This window comes from Brucella pituitosa (genome assembly GCF_003049685.1).
Lineage (GTDB): Bacteria > Pseudomonadota > Alphaproteobacteria > Rhizobiales > Rhizobiaceae > Brucella > Brucella pituitosa.
Genome location: NZ_PYSY02000002.1, coordinates 758,732 through 773,337 on the forward strand (window position 1 = coordinate 758,732; position 14,606 = coordinate 773,337).

Consider the following 14,606-nt stretch of genomic DNA (forward strand, 5'->3'; position numbering starts at 1 on the left):
GGTGGTCATATTGTGCAGGGAGGACTTATTGGTACGGCGTGATGTAGAAGTTCTCGCGCTTCACAGTGGATGCGTATTCGAAAATCTTGTCACCCGGCGAGATAAGCTGCTGATCTTCATGTGAAGCAGTGCGGTATCCGTCGCGGTGGTTTTCAAGCGCAGACGTTTCGACGTTGGCTTTCAGAACCATTTCGCCGCCATCTATGACGTGATCAACCGTATCGATATAACCGCGATACATCGGCTCAACGTGCAGCAGCTCTCGCGTATCCGGATCGAAATAAGCATCGGATAGGATGACCGTGCGGCCCTTATAATCCACGCTTTCGATCTGAGCGAGCTTGTCAGGCGTCACGCCATAATCCGCCGCTGTCGGCATGGTGATCGTGATCGGCAGAGCTTCAGCACCCATCTGATACGGCGGCTCTTCAATCGCAATAAGCTGGTTTGGAATGTAGGTGTTGCCGTTCCAAGTGAATTCAGAAGAGCCGTTCCACATATACCAAAAGCCAGTGCCAAACTGAAATTCGCCGAGAGAGCGCACAACAATGCGCCCCTCTTCCAGCAATTGCTGTAGACGAGTTGGGAAAGCCATGAAGCCTCCGAATTGTAGGAAAGTGTAATCGACTTATAGTTGCGACTCGGCTTTGATGCACGTGTCAACAATAGGGAGGCTTGAAATGAATGAGTTCAAAGACCCACAGATTACATATAACGATCAACCAAACGGTAGGTTTGTGACGATCAATCTCAATCACATGGGGCTACCGAACGCACGGGTCACATTCATAGACACTGAAAGGCCTGATGAGACAAACGCCCAAGAACGAACACGCGTCTTAGGACTGGCGAAGCAATTGTTTAGACGGGCTGCTGAAAGCCTCTAGCGTATCAACCCTTGCGGTTAACGCCATGAGCGTTGCGTCTTGTTCGTCAATACGGGCTAAAGACAGTGTAAGAGCATTGCTCAAGTCGTCATATGAGAGAGGCAGGACTTTGCCTGCCTTTTCTTCATTGTCCATAATTCCCTCCTTCACCTCGGCACCTCGATCAGCTGGAAAGTCGCTGTGGGTCGCGGACCTTTCGACATTTGAAAGCTATCCTTCACAAGCCGCGTATTCATTTCTGGCTGCTTGAAACGAGCCGTTGCGCCGGTTGCGATATAAGACGCAATCGGCTGATCCACCTTAACTGTGATCGTCGTGCTTACGGCTGTTGCACCGCCGCCGTAAGCGATCTGCAAGAACTGCCGATATTCGCCGCTCTTCAGCGAGAACATGTCACCGTCCATTAACTGCAGTCCAGGAACGACGCCGGTTAGCTGAACGGTATAACCGTCGGTCACTGTTCCGCGCGAGGCTGTACCGGTGATGTGCGAATTATTCGGGTCGCCCCAATAAGCGCGAGGGATGCAAATATGCTTCGGACGATAAACAATCGTCTCCATCCCGCCCTTCGCTGAAGCAATAAACGCCTGAAGCTGAACAGCCTCGCTGGCCTTCATCGGCTGCGTTTCCATATCAACGGTTCGATATGGATCAACAAATTCAACCGTCGATATAACCCGACCGCCGAATTTCGTCTGGCTGGTCGGGTTATTAAGCATCGGATAGGACGGTACAAAGCGGACAGTTGAGAGAAGATCGATCATGGGTTGTCCTTAAAGGGGAGGAAATATTATTTGGCCCGTCAATTAGCGTAGACTTCTGCCGTGGTAGGCAACGGACATAACAGTGACGTCTGCCTTTAAGTGACCTCAATTGTTAGCTTGCTATTTTATCCATAAAAGTGGACTCTTGATTGTCAGCATTAGATTTTTACTTGGGCTCGCTGGCGGGACTAAAATGTCCGTAACCGTAATCTGAAAGGAGGACTTCATGTCTTCCAATATCCATCTCGTCGATTTCCACATCAGCAACCGCATCCTTAATCAAATGATGGCTAAGGCGGGTTATGTAACGTTAAGAATGAAGCCACTATCTGGTCCACTCTTTCACCAGTCGAAATTAGTTTTGCAGAATTTTATGACGGGTGTCATGCGTGACCATCGCATTGATATCGCTCCGTTGCCTGAAGCTACCTCATCATATGGTACGGCTTAATTAACGAAGCTTTTTTGGGGTGAGCTCACCATTCGTGAGAGCTCGCCTTTTATAAGTTTTAGAAAAATATTAGTGCTGATATACGTGAGATTAAAATAAAAATATCTACCAAACGATGATTTACTTAAATATAATTTGACAATTCCGAGATCATGCATTAAGTATTAATCATCGATATTTTCTTGATGAGTTTTGCTTTATTGCGCGTTTAGCACCGCGCCCTGAACGAACCCCTTTTTAATAATCGTTATCACTTTGCGTCACGCAACTGCGTGCTGCTATCTATACCTCTATGAAAGGGTTTATTATGACCACTGGCACAGTTAAATGGTTCAACTCCACAAAAGGCTTCGGCTTCATTCAGCCTGACAACGGTGGCGCAGATGCCTTCGTTCATATCTCTGCCGTCGAGCGCGCCGGAATGCGCGAAATCGTCGAAGGTCAGAAGATTGGATACGATATGGAGCGGGACATGAAGTCCGGCAAGATGTCTGCCTGCAACCTCGTCGCAGCCTAAATAAGTTTTCTCCTTTCCTTTGACCACGGATGTACTGGCACTGTTGAAAGAAGTTACTTTTAAAAGGTCGAGTGCACGCTCGGCCTTTTTTATTTTCGTTCTTATTGCATTAATGAATTTAACAGAGAGGCTCTTATGGAAAACCAACTAGACCATTCAAAAAACCTTAAAAAACAATCTAGGAAGACTGATGTTTCGCCTTTGGAGCAGTCCCGTTTGGTGAACAACCTCTCGACGCGCCTGACTTCATCGCGTGACTGGTCAAAACTTTCAAACGTCCTGAGACGAACTGCTGGCGGTTGTTCAAAAAGCCGAGCCCGTTAGTCATCGGCTTTATTTTATACTGAGAGGACTCCGCCATGATAACTGAATACACAAAAGATACGCTCTTCAAGCCAATTGATACGCGCACGGAGTCGCAAAAGTCGCGAACCGCTCTGGCCGCTAAGACTATTCTCCACGAAGAGAGATCCGCGACCACTGCGAAAACGGACCGTTTGAGGGCAGCCAGAATAGCTCGCGATCATTCTTTGTAACCTATAAGTTAGGAGAGACTATGCAAGTTCTTGTCCGCGATAATAACGTTGATCAAGCCTTACGCGTTTTGAAGAAGAAATTGCAGCGTGAAGGTGTGTTTCGCGAGATGAAGGCTCGCAGGGCATATGAAAAGCCTTCCGAAAAACGCATTCGCGAAAAAGAAGCTGCAATAGGCAGAGCCCGAAAAGAAGCGAAGAAGAAAGCGCAACGTGAAGGATTACTGCCTAAGCCCAAGAGAAAGCCGTTATCGGGGACTACTAGATCCCCAGCTCATAACGTTAATGCTCAAACTGCAGCTTAAAAGAAACCAGGAACTGCACGAACGCCATCCAGATTCCTATCGCACTAACCCCCGCCTTGATGCCTGTTTACTGTCCCGTGCGAAGCGCATCGGCCCTGATTTGTCGTACTGCCGAAGTCCCTGACTAACGCCATCGCTGACAACGGCGCGGATGTAATCGTCACCGCTCGCGCTTGCCACGTTGATATTGATCTGTGGTGCCACCTGTGCAGCACTTGGCCTTTGCGGAGCGCTGAGTATCGGCATTGAGGGTGCGCGCAAACTCGGAGTGCCGTCGGCAAAGGCTGGCAAGCGATCCTGGTTGATCGCTTCAAGAAGCCCACGATATTTCGCTGTCGAACGAGCGTTCGTGATAAACTCTTTATTCGACACTCTCGCGAGGATGCTGTCACTGCGACCAGTTCCCGGTCCACGAATGAGGCCATGACCGGGGCGCGAAGGCGTTCCATTGGCAAACTTTGGCAGCCCGCCATCTTTGAACCCCATGAATCCACCGAACAAACTTCCTGACTTGCCGAACAGACCATCGAAAAGGTTGTTCAGCGTCATGTCCAGCAACTTATCGATCAGCTTTTGAACAGCATCTGTCAGGGCTTCAACAGCGTCTTTTCCAGATGAGAGGTCAGTAACTAGCCCCTTAAAAGCGTCCAGTTCGGTGCTTCGCCACTCCGAAGACTTCTGCCTTAGCTCGCCCTGCGCCTCGTTGAGCTTGTTCGCTTCAGCCGTAGCAAGGGCCCACTGCTGAGCAGTCTGGGCAATCTGCGACCTGAGTTCAGGAGTGATGGCAATGCCGGCTTTTTGAGCCGCATTGAGTAGTTCCTGCTCGGTGCGTGCCTTTTCAGCTGCGAAGCCGTAATCATCAATTAGTGGGTTGATCTGGCGAAGCGCTTCTGTTTCGGCGACAAGTGCAGCTGTGCGGTCGTTAGTGTCCTGAACTGTCGTGTCGAATTTTTCAGCCGGTGTCTTTTTTTCTTTCTTCGGCTTCTTGCCTTCGGCAGTTCGAGATTCTTGTGCGGCGAGATTGGCTTTCGCGATGCGGTCTATCGCTTCTTCCGTTAGCTTTGTGCCATCCTTAATCGCATCGTTTCGAACGCGAATACGCTCCATTTCTAGAGCGTGCTCCTTCTTATTCAAAGAAGCCTTGCGCAGCGCTTCTTTTTCGTAATTGCTCGCCGCGACTGCATTCAAATCAATTCGGATAACATCATCTTTTGCTGATCGGCCCATTTCAGCGCGCGTGTCAGCTAGTCTTGCCTGTAATAGGCGAGCAGCTTGCTCCGCTTCCACCAGCTTGCCAACGAAAAGCTCCACGGAACTGGTAAACGATTCCCACGCAGGATTTGCGCGCGTAATGCCATCAAGCTCTGACGCTAACTTTTGCGCAGTAATTGCACCTGATCGGAACTGTTCGCCAAGTGATCTTACCTTATCGACTTCATCTTGTGGCACACCTTCAAAACTGACATTCCGAAGATTATCGAACTGATCTGTAACGGTTTGAGTGGCTTGTGATATTTCTTCTAGCGAAACAGCTATGCCGCCTTCAAGCTTATCAGGCAGGCCACGGGCAATTTTCCCCCCAGCCTCTTCGACTGCATCACCTGTGTCTTTTGCCGCATCCTGAACCTCTTTTAGAGCTGCGGCATAAACTTCTGAAGCCTCGCTGGCCTGGCCAACAGTTGAATTGTAGAGAATGAGCGATGATACAACCGCACCACCGATGACCATGCCGACAGGACCGGCAGCGGCACCAAGCCCACCGAAGGCAGTTGCCAAGCCGCCCATTGTGCTTGCGGCAGCTAGAGCCTTCCTGAGTTGGCCCAGAGCCGTCACGCCAAGACCGAGCGTACGGATCATGCCAAGGAGAGAACGTCCGACGAGGGCTCCTGCAATGACAGCAGCAACCTGCAAAGCTCCGTCGGCGACTTTGTCGAAGTTGTCGGCTATCATGACTAGAGCTTCGGAGATCTTCGCAGATACTCCAGCTGCACTGTCAGCATTGCCAACGTACTGGAGCAGAGCATTGTTCAGAAGAGTAAAGCCGTCGCCGATCGTGGCAGGCATGTCGGCGGCTTCTTGACGAAGCGTTTCCATCTGGCTTGAGAGGCCGCGAACAATGTCGTTACCAGTGATCTTACCCTGCGAGCCAAGCTTGCGCAGACCGCCCACTGTCGTACCTAGACCAGTTGCCAACGCCTCAGCGACACGGCCACCTGAATCAATCACTGTATTGAGGTTGTCGCCTTGCAGTTTTCCAAGCGCCATAGCCTTGGCGAGCGCATCAATAACTCGTGCAGCTCGATCCCCCTTGGCGCCTGACACAACGAGAGCGTTGTTCAATGCCTCGGTGTAGTTCAGAGATTCATCAGTATTGTAGCCGAGCTCGCGAACAGCTGTAGCATTGGATAGATAGCTTTCAGCTGTTTGGGTTAGATCAGAGTAGGTCCGGCGCGCCATGTCGCCGAGACGGCCCATGACCTCAGTACCTTTATCGATCGAACCTGCGGCGAGGTTGACACGAGACGTCATATCCGTCCACGTATCTGTCATCTTGCGCAACTGATCGACGCCCAGCGCAGCGCCTATTCCGGCGAGTGGTGCCGTGAGGCCGCTAAACGAGCGCGTGAAAATGCTATCCAGATTCTTGTTCATCTGGCGGGCGCGGCGTTCAATCGCATTAAATTGGCGATTAGAAACATCGTTGGCGCGGGCCAGGCTTTTTTCAAACGACTTGAAGTCAGCGGAAAGCTGAACAACCAGACTTTCGAGGTCGGTTCTTGCCATACTCAACGATGTCCTGATAAGAAAAAAGCCCGCACGAATGCGAGCTTGGGGATGTGGATGAAAGTATTGGTCGGCGCGGCCTGCATCGCGGTTATCGCGTTCGTCGGGTACTATTTTTGGAATGAGTACCGTGCGGCGCAGTATGTAGCTGCAGCGCGTTCAGCTAGCGCAGAACAATCCCTAAGGGACTACGAGGCCGATTGCGATGTTTGGGTAAAAGCCCTGAATTCTTGGAAGAACGGCAGTCCGGACGGTCGCGCTGATAGCTTTGCGAAAGCCCGAGGCGAAGTTGACCGGTGTCTAAACTACACAGTCGGACGGCCGTGGCAAGAAAAAAACATCAGCATAAAGTACTGGTAAGGCCAGCATCACCCAGCCTTAAAGCCAATCCCAAAGCTCATCTTTTTCGGACTCTGACAGTTTGCCAGGCTCGTCTGGCGTAGACGCTTTGATGTAACCATCAAGCGCCGCCATGTACTGCCAAATCGACATTTTGCGCACTTCTTGCGGCGTATAGCCTAGAACTGCACCGTTTCCGTAGATGGCGGCAAATCTGATTTTTCCATTGGGAAGGCTGTCGAGTTGCTCCCCTCCTGACTTGCCGCTCCCTGCTCCCCCACCGGCTCCTCCGGTACGCCCTGAATTCCAGCCTGCAATATCGCAATTGCATGAAGCAAATTTTCGGCCGGCGGGCGCTTTTCGACATAACGCTGCACAAGCTTCGTCGCGTCGGTTGGCTTCATCTCCCCGCCAATCAGGCCTTGCCGAATGACATTTGCGATATCACCGACGAAACACTGCTTTGATATCAGGCGCTCAAGAATAACCCAGGGGCCCGCATCGCAGGCCTCCTGAAGTGCTTCGAGTTCGCTCCACCCAAGGCGGAAGGTGTAATCATCATCCGCCCAGGTTAGTTCGATCGACGCGTCTCGACTCATTATGGCGTGGCCGGAGTAGACGTACGAACCATGACGCCATCGGACTGCAGGCTGACATTCAGCGTTGCGCGCTGGCCATTAGTAGCGCCAGCCTCGATGCTTTCAACGTGCATGAAGCCGGTCCAAGTAATAGTTTTTGCAGGAAATTCCCACTCTACCTTAACCGGAATGGATTCGAGGCTGTCGACGGCATCTAGCCATGTATCGACACTTTCAGCTGCCAGTACGCCCTCGCCGCTGATGCTCATCGAAAGACTGGTCGCATCGCGCCCAACCCAATCGACCTTATCCGGGTCAGTACAGTCAGGAACATTGACCTCTTCAAGACCTTTGTTAATTGTGATCGATCGCTGTGTGAAGCCACAAGGGTTTTCGTAAACAATCGGCTCGGCATCGTTGCCGATAAGGACGCGGAATTTACCGCCCTTGATAGTTGTTGCTTGAGCCAATGCGGCCTCCAACAAAAAAGGCCGCCTATAGCGACCTTAAAAAAGATTGAATTGTGAAATCCGGCGGCGCGGGCTACGGCGTCTCGATGACTGCCGTGTACTGGATAGAAGCCTGATTGATGCCGGGCGCGCGGATGTAGTCGGTTCGCCAATAATCGAAGGTGACGAGCGCGTTTACCGCGAGCGGAGGATCCCATCGTTTAAGCGCTTTGGTGACTGCGTCGGCGATTTGCCGAACCTGTTTCTGACTTGGCAGAGACGACCAGCAATTGATTTGAAAAGTAACGTCTACCGCATCAACGCAATCGGCACTGTCATCAGAAGATGAAGCGCTGCCGAATGACACATAAGGATAGGTTGCGGCCGGTATATTACCATTGGGATCGGCAGGAGGATTGTCGTAGACCTTGTCAGCGCCGATTAGAGTTGTGAGGGCAGCATTCTGCGATAACCGCGCGTATATCGCGGTTTGAAGTTCCCATACTGGGTCCATCCATCAGCCTCCTGCGGCTACTGTTTTCGCGGCTTTGGTGATGGCTCGACGAATACGGCGTTTCGTCTCTTTGTCCTTGGCCCGCCACGTCACGTAGAAGAACGGCTGCTTGCCTTGGCCGGGGTTCTTTGTTCCGGGGAACATGCCTTTGTTGGCAAAGCCTACCGTACCGAATTCAATCCAGCGAGCATAGTAAGCTTCCTTATTGCCAGCATAAATCGTGATCGTCCAATCAGCTGCAAGGCTGGCTTCTACCGTCGCGATAACCATGCTGCCCTTTGGAGCCTTGCCCCACGTCCAGCCGATGCTTTCCCGTAGTGCTCCGTCATCTTCAGCGACACGACGTTTCATCATATCGACGATATCGTCTGAGCCTTGCTCCATTGCACCGCGAACCATGTCGCGAGCGACTTTTGGCAAGCGTTTGAACTTCTGTTCGAGTTTGGCGAGCCCCAGAATGCGCGCACCAATTGCCATCAGCCACCGCCCTGCACGACAGCGCGCATTTCGATATACTGATTAACCTCGTCGGGGTTCGCACAAGACTGGATTTCGTAGAAGACACCCGTTCGCTTGTTTCTCGCGCGCCATGACGGCGTGACGCCTCGTGTTCGCGGTTCACTGCGAACAACAAGCGTATAAGGCTGGATGCCTTGAGTACGAGCCGCAATATCGTTTTCAGAACCAAGGCGGGGCTGTAAGCGAGCGGCGGTTTCGAACTTGTCTACCCAATCCTGGCTGGTGCCACCGCCCTCATCCCTCACCGCTTCACGCTGTTGAAAGACCACGATGTTGTTGAGCGCACCTGCGCCTTTACGTGTCGCCATCCTTCTCACCTTTTCTAGGAGTTTTCAGACGAACAGCCTTGTTGGCTTGTACGGCAGAATTTGCGCACGGTGTAGTCACGAGGCCAGACCAGCCAGCCCTATAAGCAATCGTAACCTGCGGGAGCGGCTTCCAGTCAAAGTCTTCGGAGAAGCGGACGTGGGGCATTAAGGGGCTGCGTCTTCGAGGGCTGCTATGCGAGTTGCAAGCGCCTGTAGTGTGACCTGCAAATTACCAGCTGCAAGGCCACCAGTACCGGCAACAACCTGAAGTGCAGTAGCCACAGGAAGAGCATGCACATGATCTGCACGTGCAGCAGTAGTGCCTGTACCGACAGCGGCAGCGGCGGCCAGTGCGGCTGGAGCCGTAGTTGCTACGGCCAAGCTAGACGTACCCGCTCCAATAGCAGTTCGCGCAGCGGCCTGATCAGCCCCAGCCGCGATTACGGCAGGTTTGCCCGTAATGTCGGCCCAAGCAGTAGCACCGCCACCACCTTCAAGGCCTTCAACCGTTGCGCCGGCCTCAACTTTCAGTGTGCCGCCGATGACAAGCGTATCGCCGCCGTCGGTAGAGTAGTTTTTAGTAATGTATGACATATCCGCCTCCTAGACAGACATCAGGCGAAACGGGTTGATGAGCCGCCGCGCCGTTGGGATTTCTGTGTGGATGGTGCCGGTGATGTCAGATTCACGGTTCTCGTACATGCTGGCAGCATGCAGCATAATAGCCGCGTCAAACTCGAACTCTGCGCCTACTGGAACCGTCTCTCGACGAACGTAATGGAGAGCCCACGATTTAGACGCATCCAGATAAGCCTGGATGATTTCGTCCTCGTCGTCGTAATCCACGCGGATATGTTTTTTGAACTTTTCGAGTGTTACCGACATCGTGCCTCACAAATGGCGGGCGCTCCAGAGAGCGCCCTTGTTCGTTAAGCCGCGACCTTATGATAGCGGAACACTGTCGGATCTACGACACCGCCGCCAACACGCTTGGTCGTGTAGAACTGCACGAATGGCTTATTGGTGTACGGATCCCGAAGAATGCGAATGCCAGTACGGTCAATGACCAAATAACCGCTGAAGTCGCCAAATACGATTGGGATCGCACCTGCGGCAATATCAGGCATCGCGGCAAACTCGGTCACAGGATGACCAAGGACTGTCGCCGGCTGACCCGACTGAAGTCCCGGCTGCCAGATGAAATTACCGTTGCCATCTTTCAGCTTACGGATTGCACCCTGCGTCTTACGATTCATAGCAAAGCGCGCATTTGGCGTGCGCTCGCTCGGCAGATCGTAAACAAGATCAACGAGACCATCGAGGGACAATTCAGCTGCCTTGCCGGTCTTCACTTCTGGAATGGCGCCCCAAGGATGTGAGCCAGCAGTCGTATAGGTCAAAAGACCCTTCGGCTTGTCGGTGCCATTGCCTGAGATAAATGCAAGGCCTTCCTGATAAGCGAATTCAGTCTCGACTTCACCAGCAAGCCAGTTTTCGAGGTTGATTTCGGAATCATCCAGCAATCGCTGGGTTGCGGCTGGGTTCGCATAAATCTCGCCGGTATTGAACTTCACTTCCGCAAACTTTGCAGTCGTGGTTTCAGGCCGCTCAGTGGTTTCACCAACCCAGCCCGATGCGGTAGCGCGATCGTTGTAAAGCTTCGAGAAGCCATTGCCACTGATCGTCTGCGTCGCTGCGATCTGACGCATTGGCGAAATGATCTTCAGCTTGTCGATGATCGAACGGTCCCACTCAGTTGGAGCTGTGTAACCACCGTCCTCTGGAGTGCCGACGTTCATTGCGGCCTTTGGATTTTCGCGGAAGTAGGCGTCCAATCCAGCTTCGTCACCACGACGGAAGAAGCGTTCAAACGCTTTAGCGTGGGCGCTATTAGGCTTATGGTTATCGTTGGCAGGATCACCAAAAAGCGCCGCAGCGATCTTCTGATTGGCCTCGTCGATTGCAGTGCTGAGCTTGCCGACTTCGTCGTTGATCCGATCAACCTTTTCAGCCTGCACAACGTCCTTACGAACATCGGCCAGAGCCTTGTTGTGTTCGGCCTTGAATGCTTCAAAGGCCTCGCCCTGCTTTTCAATAAGAGCGGTTACAGTCGTGATGTCAGTCATGGGAGACTCCTAACGCTGACGTTGATTTCATGAGGGATGCCGCGATTGCGGCGTAGTCAGACTTGGCAACATCAGCGTTGGAATTGGGCTCAACGGCATCGTCGCGCGCGGCCTTCTTCATGTCTGAAATGGTTGTCTTCGCTTCTTTGGCGGATGCGCCAGCAAGCCTCAATGCGCGTTCGGTTTGCTTTTCAGCCCTAAGCGCGTTGGCTTTTGCGTTCGGTTCCGACTTGATACGGTCAGCCGGTAGCAAAGCAGTAGCAAAACCAGCATCGATTGCCGCCTGACCTGAGAACCAAGTTTCAGCATCCATCATGGACGCCACGGTTTCGGCATCATTGCCGGTTCTGGCCTCGTAGACGGATGCCATATTGGCGTCGAACTGCTCCATCGTGACTGCCATTTCGGCAAAGTCACGACGGTTGCCCATAGCGACGGTCCAGCAATTATGGATCATGATTGATGCGGATGTGCCGATTTCGATCTCGTCACCAGCCATAGCGATTACGCTGGCAGCACTTGCAGCGACGCCGAGTACCTTGACCTTCACCGACAGAGTATTTGCATCAGCGTGGTCGCGGATCTTGTTGTAGATCGCCACCCCTTCAAACATATCACCGCCTGGTGAATTGATGTGAACTTCGAAGTCGCGACGTCCAATGGTTCGGAGAGCTGCATCCAGCCGCTTGAGCGTAAACCCGCCTCCGGTCCAGAAGTCTTCGCCGATCACATCATAGATTGAGATCACATTATCGCCGATTGCATCTGCAGAGAGGATGGAAGCGTCCCACCTCTCCAAGACGGCATCGGGCGTGCGAGCGCTAATGCCCGCTCGCGCAGGCACCGCAATTCTAGGTAAATTCATATTGGATTATTCCTGATTGGGTGCTTCGACCGTCGTTGGTTCGATGCCGACAGGCTGCATATTGAGAGGCTGGAGATACTCATCGCCGCCATCTATCGGGTTCATATCTTCGCTCGCGCGGATGTCGTTGACGGAAAGCCAACCCCAATTCCGTCCGATCGCGTATGAATCGAAACGAGCCTTCATGTCGCCTTTAAGCAACCCGGCGATGTTGAACTTCGCATAAATCTCGAGATCATCTTCCGGGATGAGATCGCGGCCTATGGCCTGCTCCCACATCACCAGCCAATCGTTGACCGTGTATGTGATGAACCCAATGTTCTGTTGCTCAATGCCCGAGCCCCATGATGTTGATTTCTCTGTGATACCCAACATATGTGGAGGCACGCCGAAGAACATGGCAATCTCGGTCAATGACTGAACGCGCGTTTGAATGAACTGCGCGTCGTTCGATGTCATCCCGATCTTGTCGTAAGTCATTCCCTCTTCGAGAATGAGGTCACGGCCTTCCCGCGCGCCGCCCCGACGATAATAATCCAGGCTTTCCCGTAGGGCTTCTTGCCCTTCAATCCCGAGCTTGCCTTCGTGCCGAAGTACGCCGCCAACATTGGTGCCGTTTTCAAACAGTGAGGTTGCGTGCTGCTCAGTGGAAAGCGACAAACCCATTGCTTCGCGAGCATAAGTGAGCACAGGCAAGCCGACGATGCCATCGAAGGTCATTCCGCGCAGATGAAGCATGTCTTTCTGCTTCAGCTGCAATCGGCTACCGCTCGGCAACGTCACATTGTAAGTCAGGGAAAGGTCGCGCTCTTGCTTGACTTCCACGTTATCGGCGTTGAGCGGAATGAGTTCAATCACCTCGCCGCGACTGTATACCTTGTATGCGTAACCGTTGCCGCGCAGCAGAACACTCGCCTGCATCATGCGTCGGAATTCAGAAGGTGTTTGCCATCTGTTCGGCTTCCGCCGAAGTAGCGACCACAAAGCATGATCGTCCGCGTCAATGCGCGTTTTGCTGTCTACTCGCCTCTTCAGATCAAGAGGGAGTGTGGCGACTGTCCCTGAGATGAGGTTCACACATCGCCACACCGCTGCAATCTTCATAGAGTTTTCAGCGGTAATGTTGCGACTAGCGGACGTGTCACCGTTTTGAATGAAGTCATTTAATGGCGTGTCCGCCATACTGCTCCATTGCTGCTTAGGCGCGCCCCGTCGTTTGGGTGGCCCATCTGAGCCACGCCACCAATCCATAAAGCCCATGCGGTCCTCATAAAATCAAAAGGCCGCGGCCTTTTCTGTATATGGATTCTTTTGGCGCCGCTGGAACACCGTCAAGCGCAGCACCAATAGCCATTGCGAGCGCGACTGCAGCATCGATGCGAACCGACGCTTTCGTTTTGACAAACCATCGGTTTTCTTGCGGGTCGTGATCGAACGTTGCGCCCATGAGGGCGGTCATCAACACTGGGTTTCGCCTCAAGCGAATGCGCCCGTCGATGATCATGTCTTCCAGCGCCAGCACCGAACCAGGCATCCACAAGCCTTGCGGCGGTGGCAGGCCAGCGGCTTTTGCGGCCTCAACTTTTGCTGGTTCAGGCTTAGCTCGAACCTTACCACCCTGCGGATGTGCAACATGGTCGACTTCAATGCCGAGTGCGTCCACCTCTTCGCGGAACTTGTCGTAGGCGTAGCGGTCGTATGCAATAGCTTTGATTTCAAATTGCTGATCAAGCCGCTGTAGGCGTGCCGCAACGAAGTCATAGCGGACACGCTTGCCGGGCGTGGCGTTAAGCCAGCCTTGCTGCACCCATAACTCATATGGTGCTTTGTCGGCTTGCGCTCGGGCTTGCAGCGTGTCGCCGGGCGTCCAAGCCTCAACCCAAGCGTCAAAAGTCGGAAGACTGACGGTAGCTCCGTCTTCTCGTTCCATTTCCATGAAGCCAGTAGGAACCACGCAGGCGAGAACGGTCATGTCCTTGCTGCCCGAAAGGTCGACACCCATGAAAACCGGCTTTTCAGCGTGATCTTCTTCGGGGTCGAAGTCGTCCATGACGCTTTCGACAGTCTCACGCGGCATCCACGCCTTATCGGCATCCGTCCAGCAGCAAAAGTGCAGGCGCAGAATACCGTTCAGCTTGCCCGGCATTTGTTTTGCCTGAGCAACAACGCCGGCCAGATATTCCTGCGTCAGAATCACTCCGAGAAGTGGATTAGCTTTCTTCCAGCAAGTCGGATCGTTCAGAGGGTCATCGCCCTTATCGAGCGCGCAAACCCATGCAAACGTCGTGTCATCGATGACTTCACCGACGTAATTAAATACTTCGTCTGGCGTCTGCGTTCCGGCTGCAACCCGAACTGCGTGCTCGTGCTCTTCCCAGCAAATGCTGTTCTTGTCGCTACCAGAGTTCGTAATCATCAAAAGGAGCGGTTGACGACGAAACTTAAAGCCACGCTCTAGCATTTCCATCGTCGATCGGTCTGGATGCTCATGCACCTCATCGCAAAGCGCGAAGTGTGGACGCGGACCAGAACCCGACTTTCCCGAATCCTTTGAGATCGGACGGAAAAAAGATTGTGATTTGTGGTGCGCGATATTGAACTCGCGCCCAATACCGCCGCTGAACTTCACACGCTGCATCAAAGCAGGTGCAGCCCGCGCCATCTTCA

General features: G+C 52.9%; 20 protein-coding genes. 4 read left to right on the forward strand and 16 right to left on the reverse strand.

Annotation, left to right across the window (positions count from 1 at the left end; translation table 11 throughout):
• Positions 1–25 precede the first annotated feature (25 nt).
• The 3 genes from C9380_RS15825 to C9380_RS15835 all read right to left on the reverse strand — a co-directional run bounded on the left by C9380_RS15825 (position 26) and on the right by C9380_RS15835 (position 1,651).
• Positions 26–595 carry a hypothetical protein gene (locus C9380_RS15825; protein WP_105706421.1) on the reverse strand — a complete coding sequence of 190 codons (570 nt, stop codon included), beginning with the start codon at positions 593–595 and terminating at the stop codon, positions 26–28.
• Positions 596–839: 244 nt separating this feature from the next.
• Positions 840–1,022 carry a hypothetical protein gene (locus tag C9380_RS15830; protein WP_024898773.1) on the reverse strand — a complete coding sequence of 61 codons (183 nt, stop codon included), beginning with the start codon at positions 1,020–1,022 and terminating at the stop codon, positions 840–842.
• An 11-nt stretch (positions 1,023–1,033) separates the two neighbouring features.
• Entirely contained in the window at positions 1,034–1,651 is a 618-nt protein-coding gene (locus tag C9380_RS15835) for a hypothetical protein (protein WP_128093982.1), read from the reverse strand.
• A gap of 226 nt (positions 1,652–1,877) precedes the next feature.
• Between C9380_RS15835 and C9380_RS15840 the strand changes: the two genes are divergently transcribed.
• From C9380_RS15840 to rpsU, 3 genes are all read left to right on the forward strand, one after another.
• On the forward strand, positions 1,878–2,102 hold the full coding sequence (locus tag C9380_RS15840; RefSeq protein ID WP_105534673.1) for a hypothetical protein: 225 nt from the start codon (positions 1,878–1,880) through the stop codon (positions 2,100–2,102).
• Between the two features lie 307 nt (positions 2,103–2,409).
• Entirely contained in the window at positions 2,410–2,619 is a 210-nt protein-coding gene (locus C9380_RS15845; RefSeq protein ID WP_024897687.1) for a cold-shock protein, read from the forward strand.
• Positions 2,620–3,175: 556 nt separating this feature from the next.
• Positions 3,176–3,457 carry a 30S ribosomal protein S21 gene (gene rpsU / locus C9380_RS15850; RefSeq protein ID WP_024897686.1) on the forward strand — a complete coding sequence of 94 codons (282 nt, stop codon included), beginning with the start codon at positions 3,176–3,178 and terminating at the stop codon, positions 3,455–3,457.
• A gap of 36 nt (positions 3,458–3,493) precedes the next feature.
• Here the strand turns inward: rpsU and C9380_RS15855 are convergent, their stop codons facing one another.
• The gene (locus C9380_RS15855) at positions 3,494–6,241 is read right to left on the reverse strand and encodes a tape measure protein (protein ID WP_128093983.1); all 2,748 of its coding nucleotides are present in this window, start codon (positions 6,239–6,241) and stop codon (positions 3,494–3,496) included.
• Between the two features lie 57 nt (positions 6,242–6,298).
• Between C9380_RS15855 and C9380_RS26895 the strand changes: the two genes are divergently transcribed.
• Complete coding sequence (locus C9380_RS26895; RefSeq protein ID WP_151081286.1) at positions 6,299–6,601, forward strand: hypothetical protein; 303 nt, start codon at positions 6,299–6,301, stop codon at positions 6,599–6,601.
• A 158-nt stretch (positions 6,602–6,759) separates the two neighbouring features.
• On the opposite strand, the gene C9380_RS15860 is transcribed toward C9380_RS26895, so the two are convergent.
• The 12 genes from C9380_RS15860 to C9380_RS15915 form a co-directional block, all read right to left on the reverse strand.
• Entirely contained in the window at positions 6,760–7,179 is a 420-nt protein-coding gene (locus C9380_RS15860) for a gene transfer agent family protein (protein ID WP_128093984.1), read from the reverse strand.
• Positions 7,179–7,628 (reverse strand): phage tail tube protein, encoded by a 450-nt coding sequence (locus C9380_RS15865; RefSeq protein WP_128093985.1) that lies wholly within the window; start codon positions 7,626–7,628, stop codon positions 7,179–7,181. Before C9380_RS15865 ends, C9380_RS15860 begins: the two co-directional genes overlap by 1 nt.
• A 73-nt stretch (positions 7,629–7,701) precedes the next feature.
• Positions 7,702–8,121, reverse strand: coding sequence for a DUF3168 domain-containing protein (locus C9380_RS15870; protein ID WP_128093986.1), 420 nt, complete (start codon positions 8,119–8,121; stop codon positions 7,702–7,704).
• Between the two features lie 3 nt (positions 8,122–8,124).
• Complete coding sequence (locus C9380_RS15875) at positions 8,125–8,598, reverse strand: HK97 gp10 family phage protein (protein WP_128093987.1); 474 nt, start codon at positions 8,596–8,598, stop codon at positions 8,125–8,127.
• Positions 8,598–8,948, reverse strand: coding sequence for a head-tail adaptor protein (locus C9380_RS15880; protein ID WP_128093988.1), 351 nt, complete (start codon positions 8,946–8,948; stop codon positions 8,598–8,600). Before C9380_RS15880 ends, C9380_RS15875 begins: the two co-directional genes overlap by 1 nt.
• The gene (locus C9380_RS15885; RefSeq protein WP_128093989.1) at positions 8,935–9,114 is read right to left on the reverse strand and encodes a hypothetical protein; all 180 of its coding nucleotides are present in this window, start codon (positions 9,112–9,114) and stop codon (positions 8,935–8,937) included. Before C9380_RS15885 ends, C9380_RS15880 begins: the two co-directional genes overlap by 14 nt.
• Positions 9,114–9,542, reverse strand: coding sequence for a hypothetical protein (locus tag C9380_RS15890; RefSeq protein WP_128093990.1), 429 nt, complete (start codon positions 9,540–9,542; stop codon positions 9,114–9,116). The genes C9380_RS15885 and C9380_RS15890 overlap by 1 nt, the downstream gene beginning before the upstream one ends.
• A gap of 9 nt (positions 9,543–9,551) precedes the next feature.
• Positions 9,552–9,833, reverse strand: a complete 282-nt coding sequence (locus tag C9380_RS15895; RefSeq protein ID WP_128093991.1) for a head-tail connector protein — start codon at positions 9,831–9,833, stop codon at positions 9,552–9,554.
• A 44-nt stretch (positions 9,834–9,877) separates the two neighbouring features.
• Positions 9,878–11,074, reverse strand: a complete 1,197-nt coding sequence (locus C9380_RS15900) for a phage major capsid protein (protein ID WP_128093992.1) — start codon at positions 11,072–11,074, stop codon at positions 9,878–9,880.
• On the reverse strand, positions 11,067–11,939 hold the full coding sequence (locus tag C9380_RS15905; RefSeq protein ID WP_128093993.1) for a head maturation protease, ClpP-related: 873 nt from the start codon (positions 11,937–11,939) through the stop codon (positions 11,067–11,069). The genes C9380_RS15900 and C9380_RS15905 overlap by 8 nt, the downstream gene beginning before the upstream one ends.
• Before the next feature lie 6 nt (positions 11,940–11,945).
• Positions 11,946–13,199 carry a phage portal protein gene (locus tag C9380_RS15910; RefSeq protein WP_128093994.1) on the reverse strand — a complete coding sequence of 418 codons (1,254 nt, stop codon included), beginning with the start codon at positions 13,197–13,199 and terminating at the stop codon, positions 11,946–11,948.
• Positions 13,200–13,206: 7 nt separating this feature from the next.
• Entirely contained in the window at positions 13,207–14,601 is a 1,395-nt protein-coding gene (locus C9380_RS15915; RefSeq protein WP_247877610.1) for a terminase TerL endonuclease subunit, read from the reverse strand.
• Between the last annotated feature and the right edge of the window lie 5 nt (positions 14,602–14,606).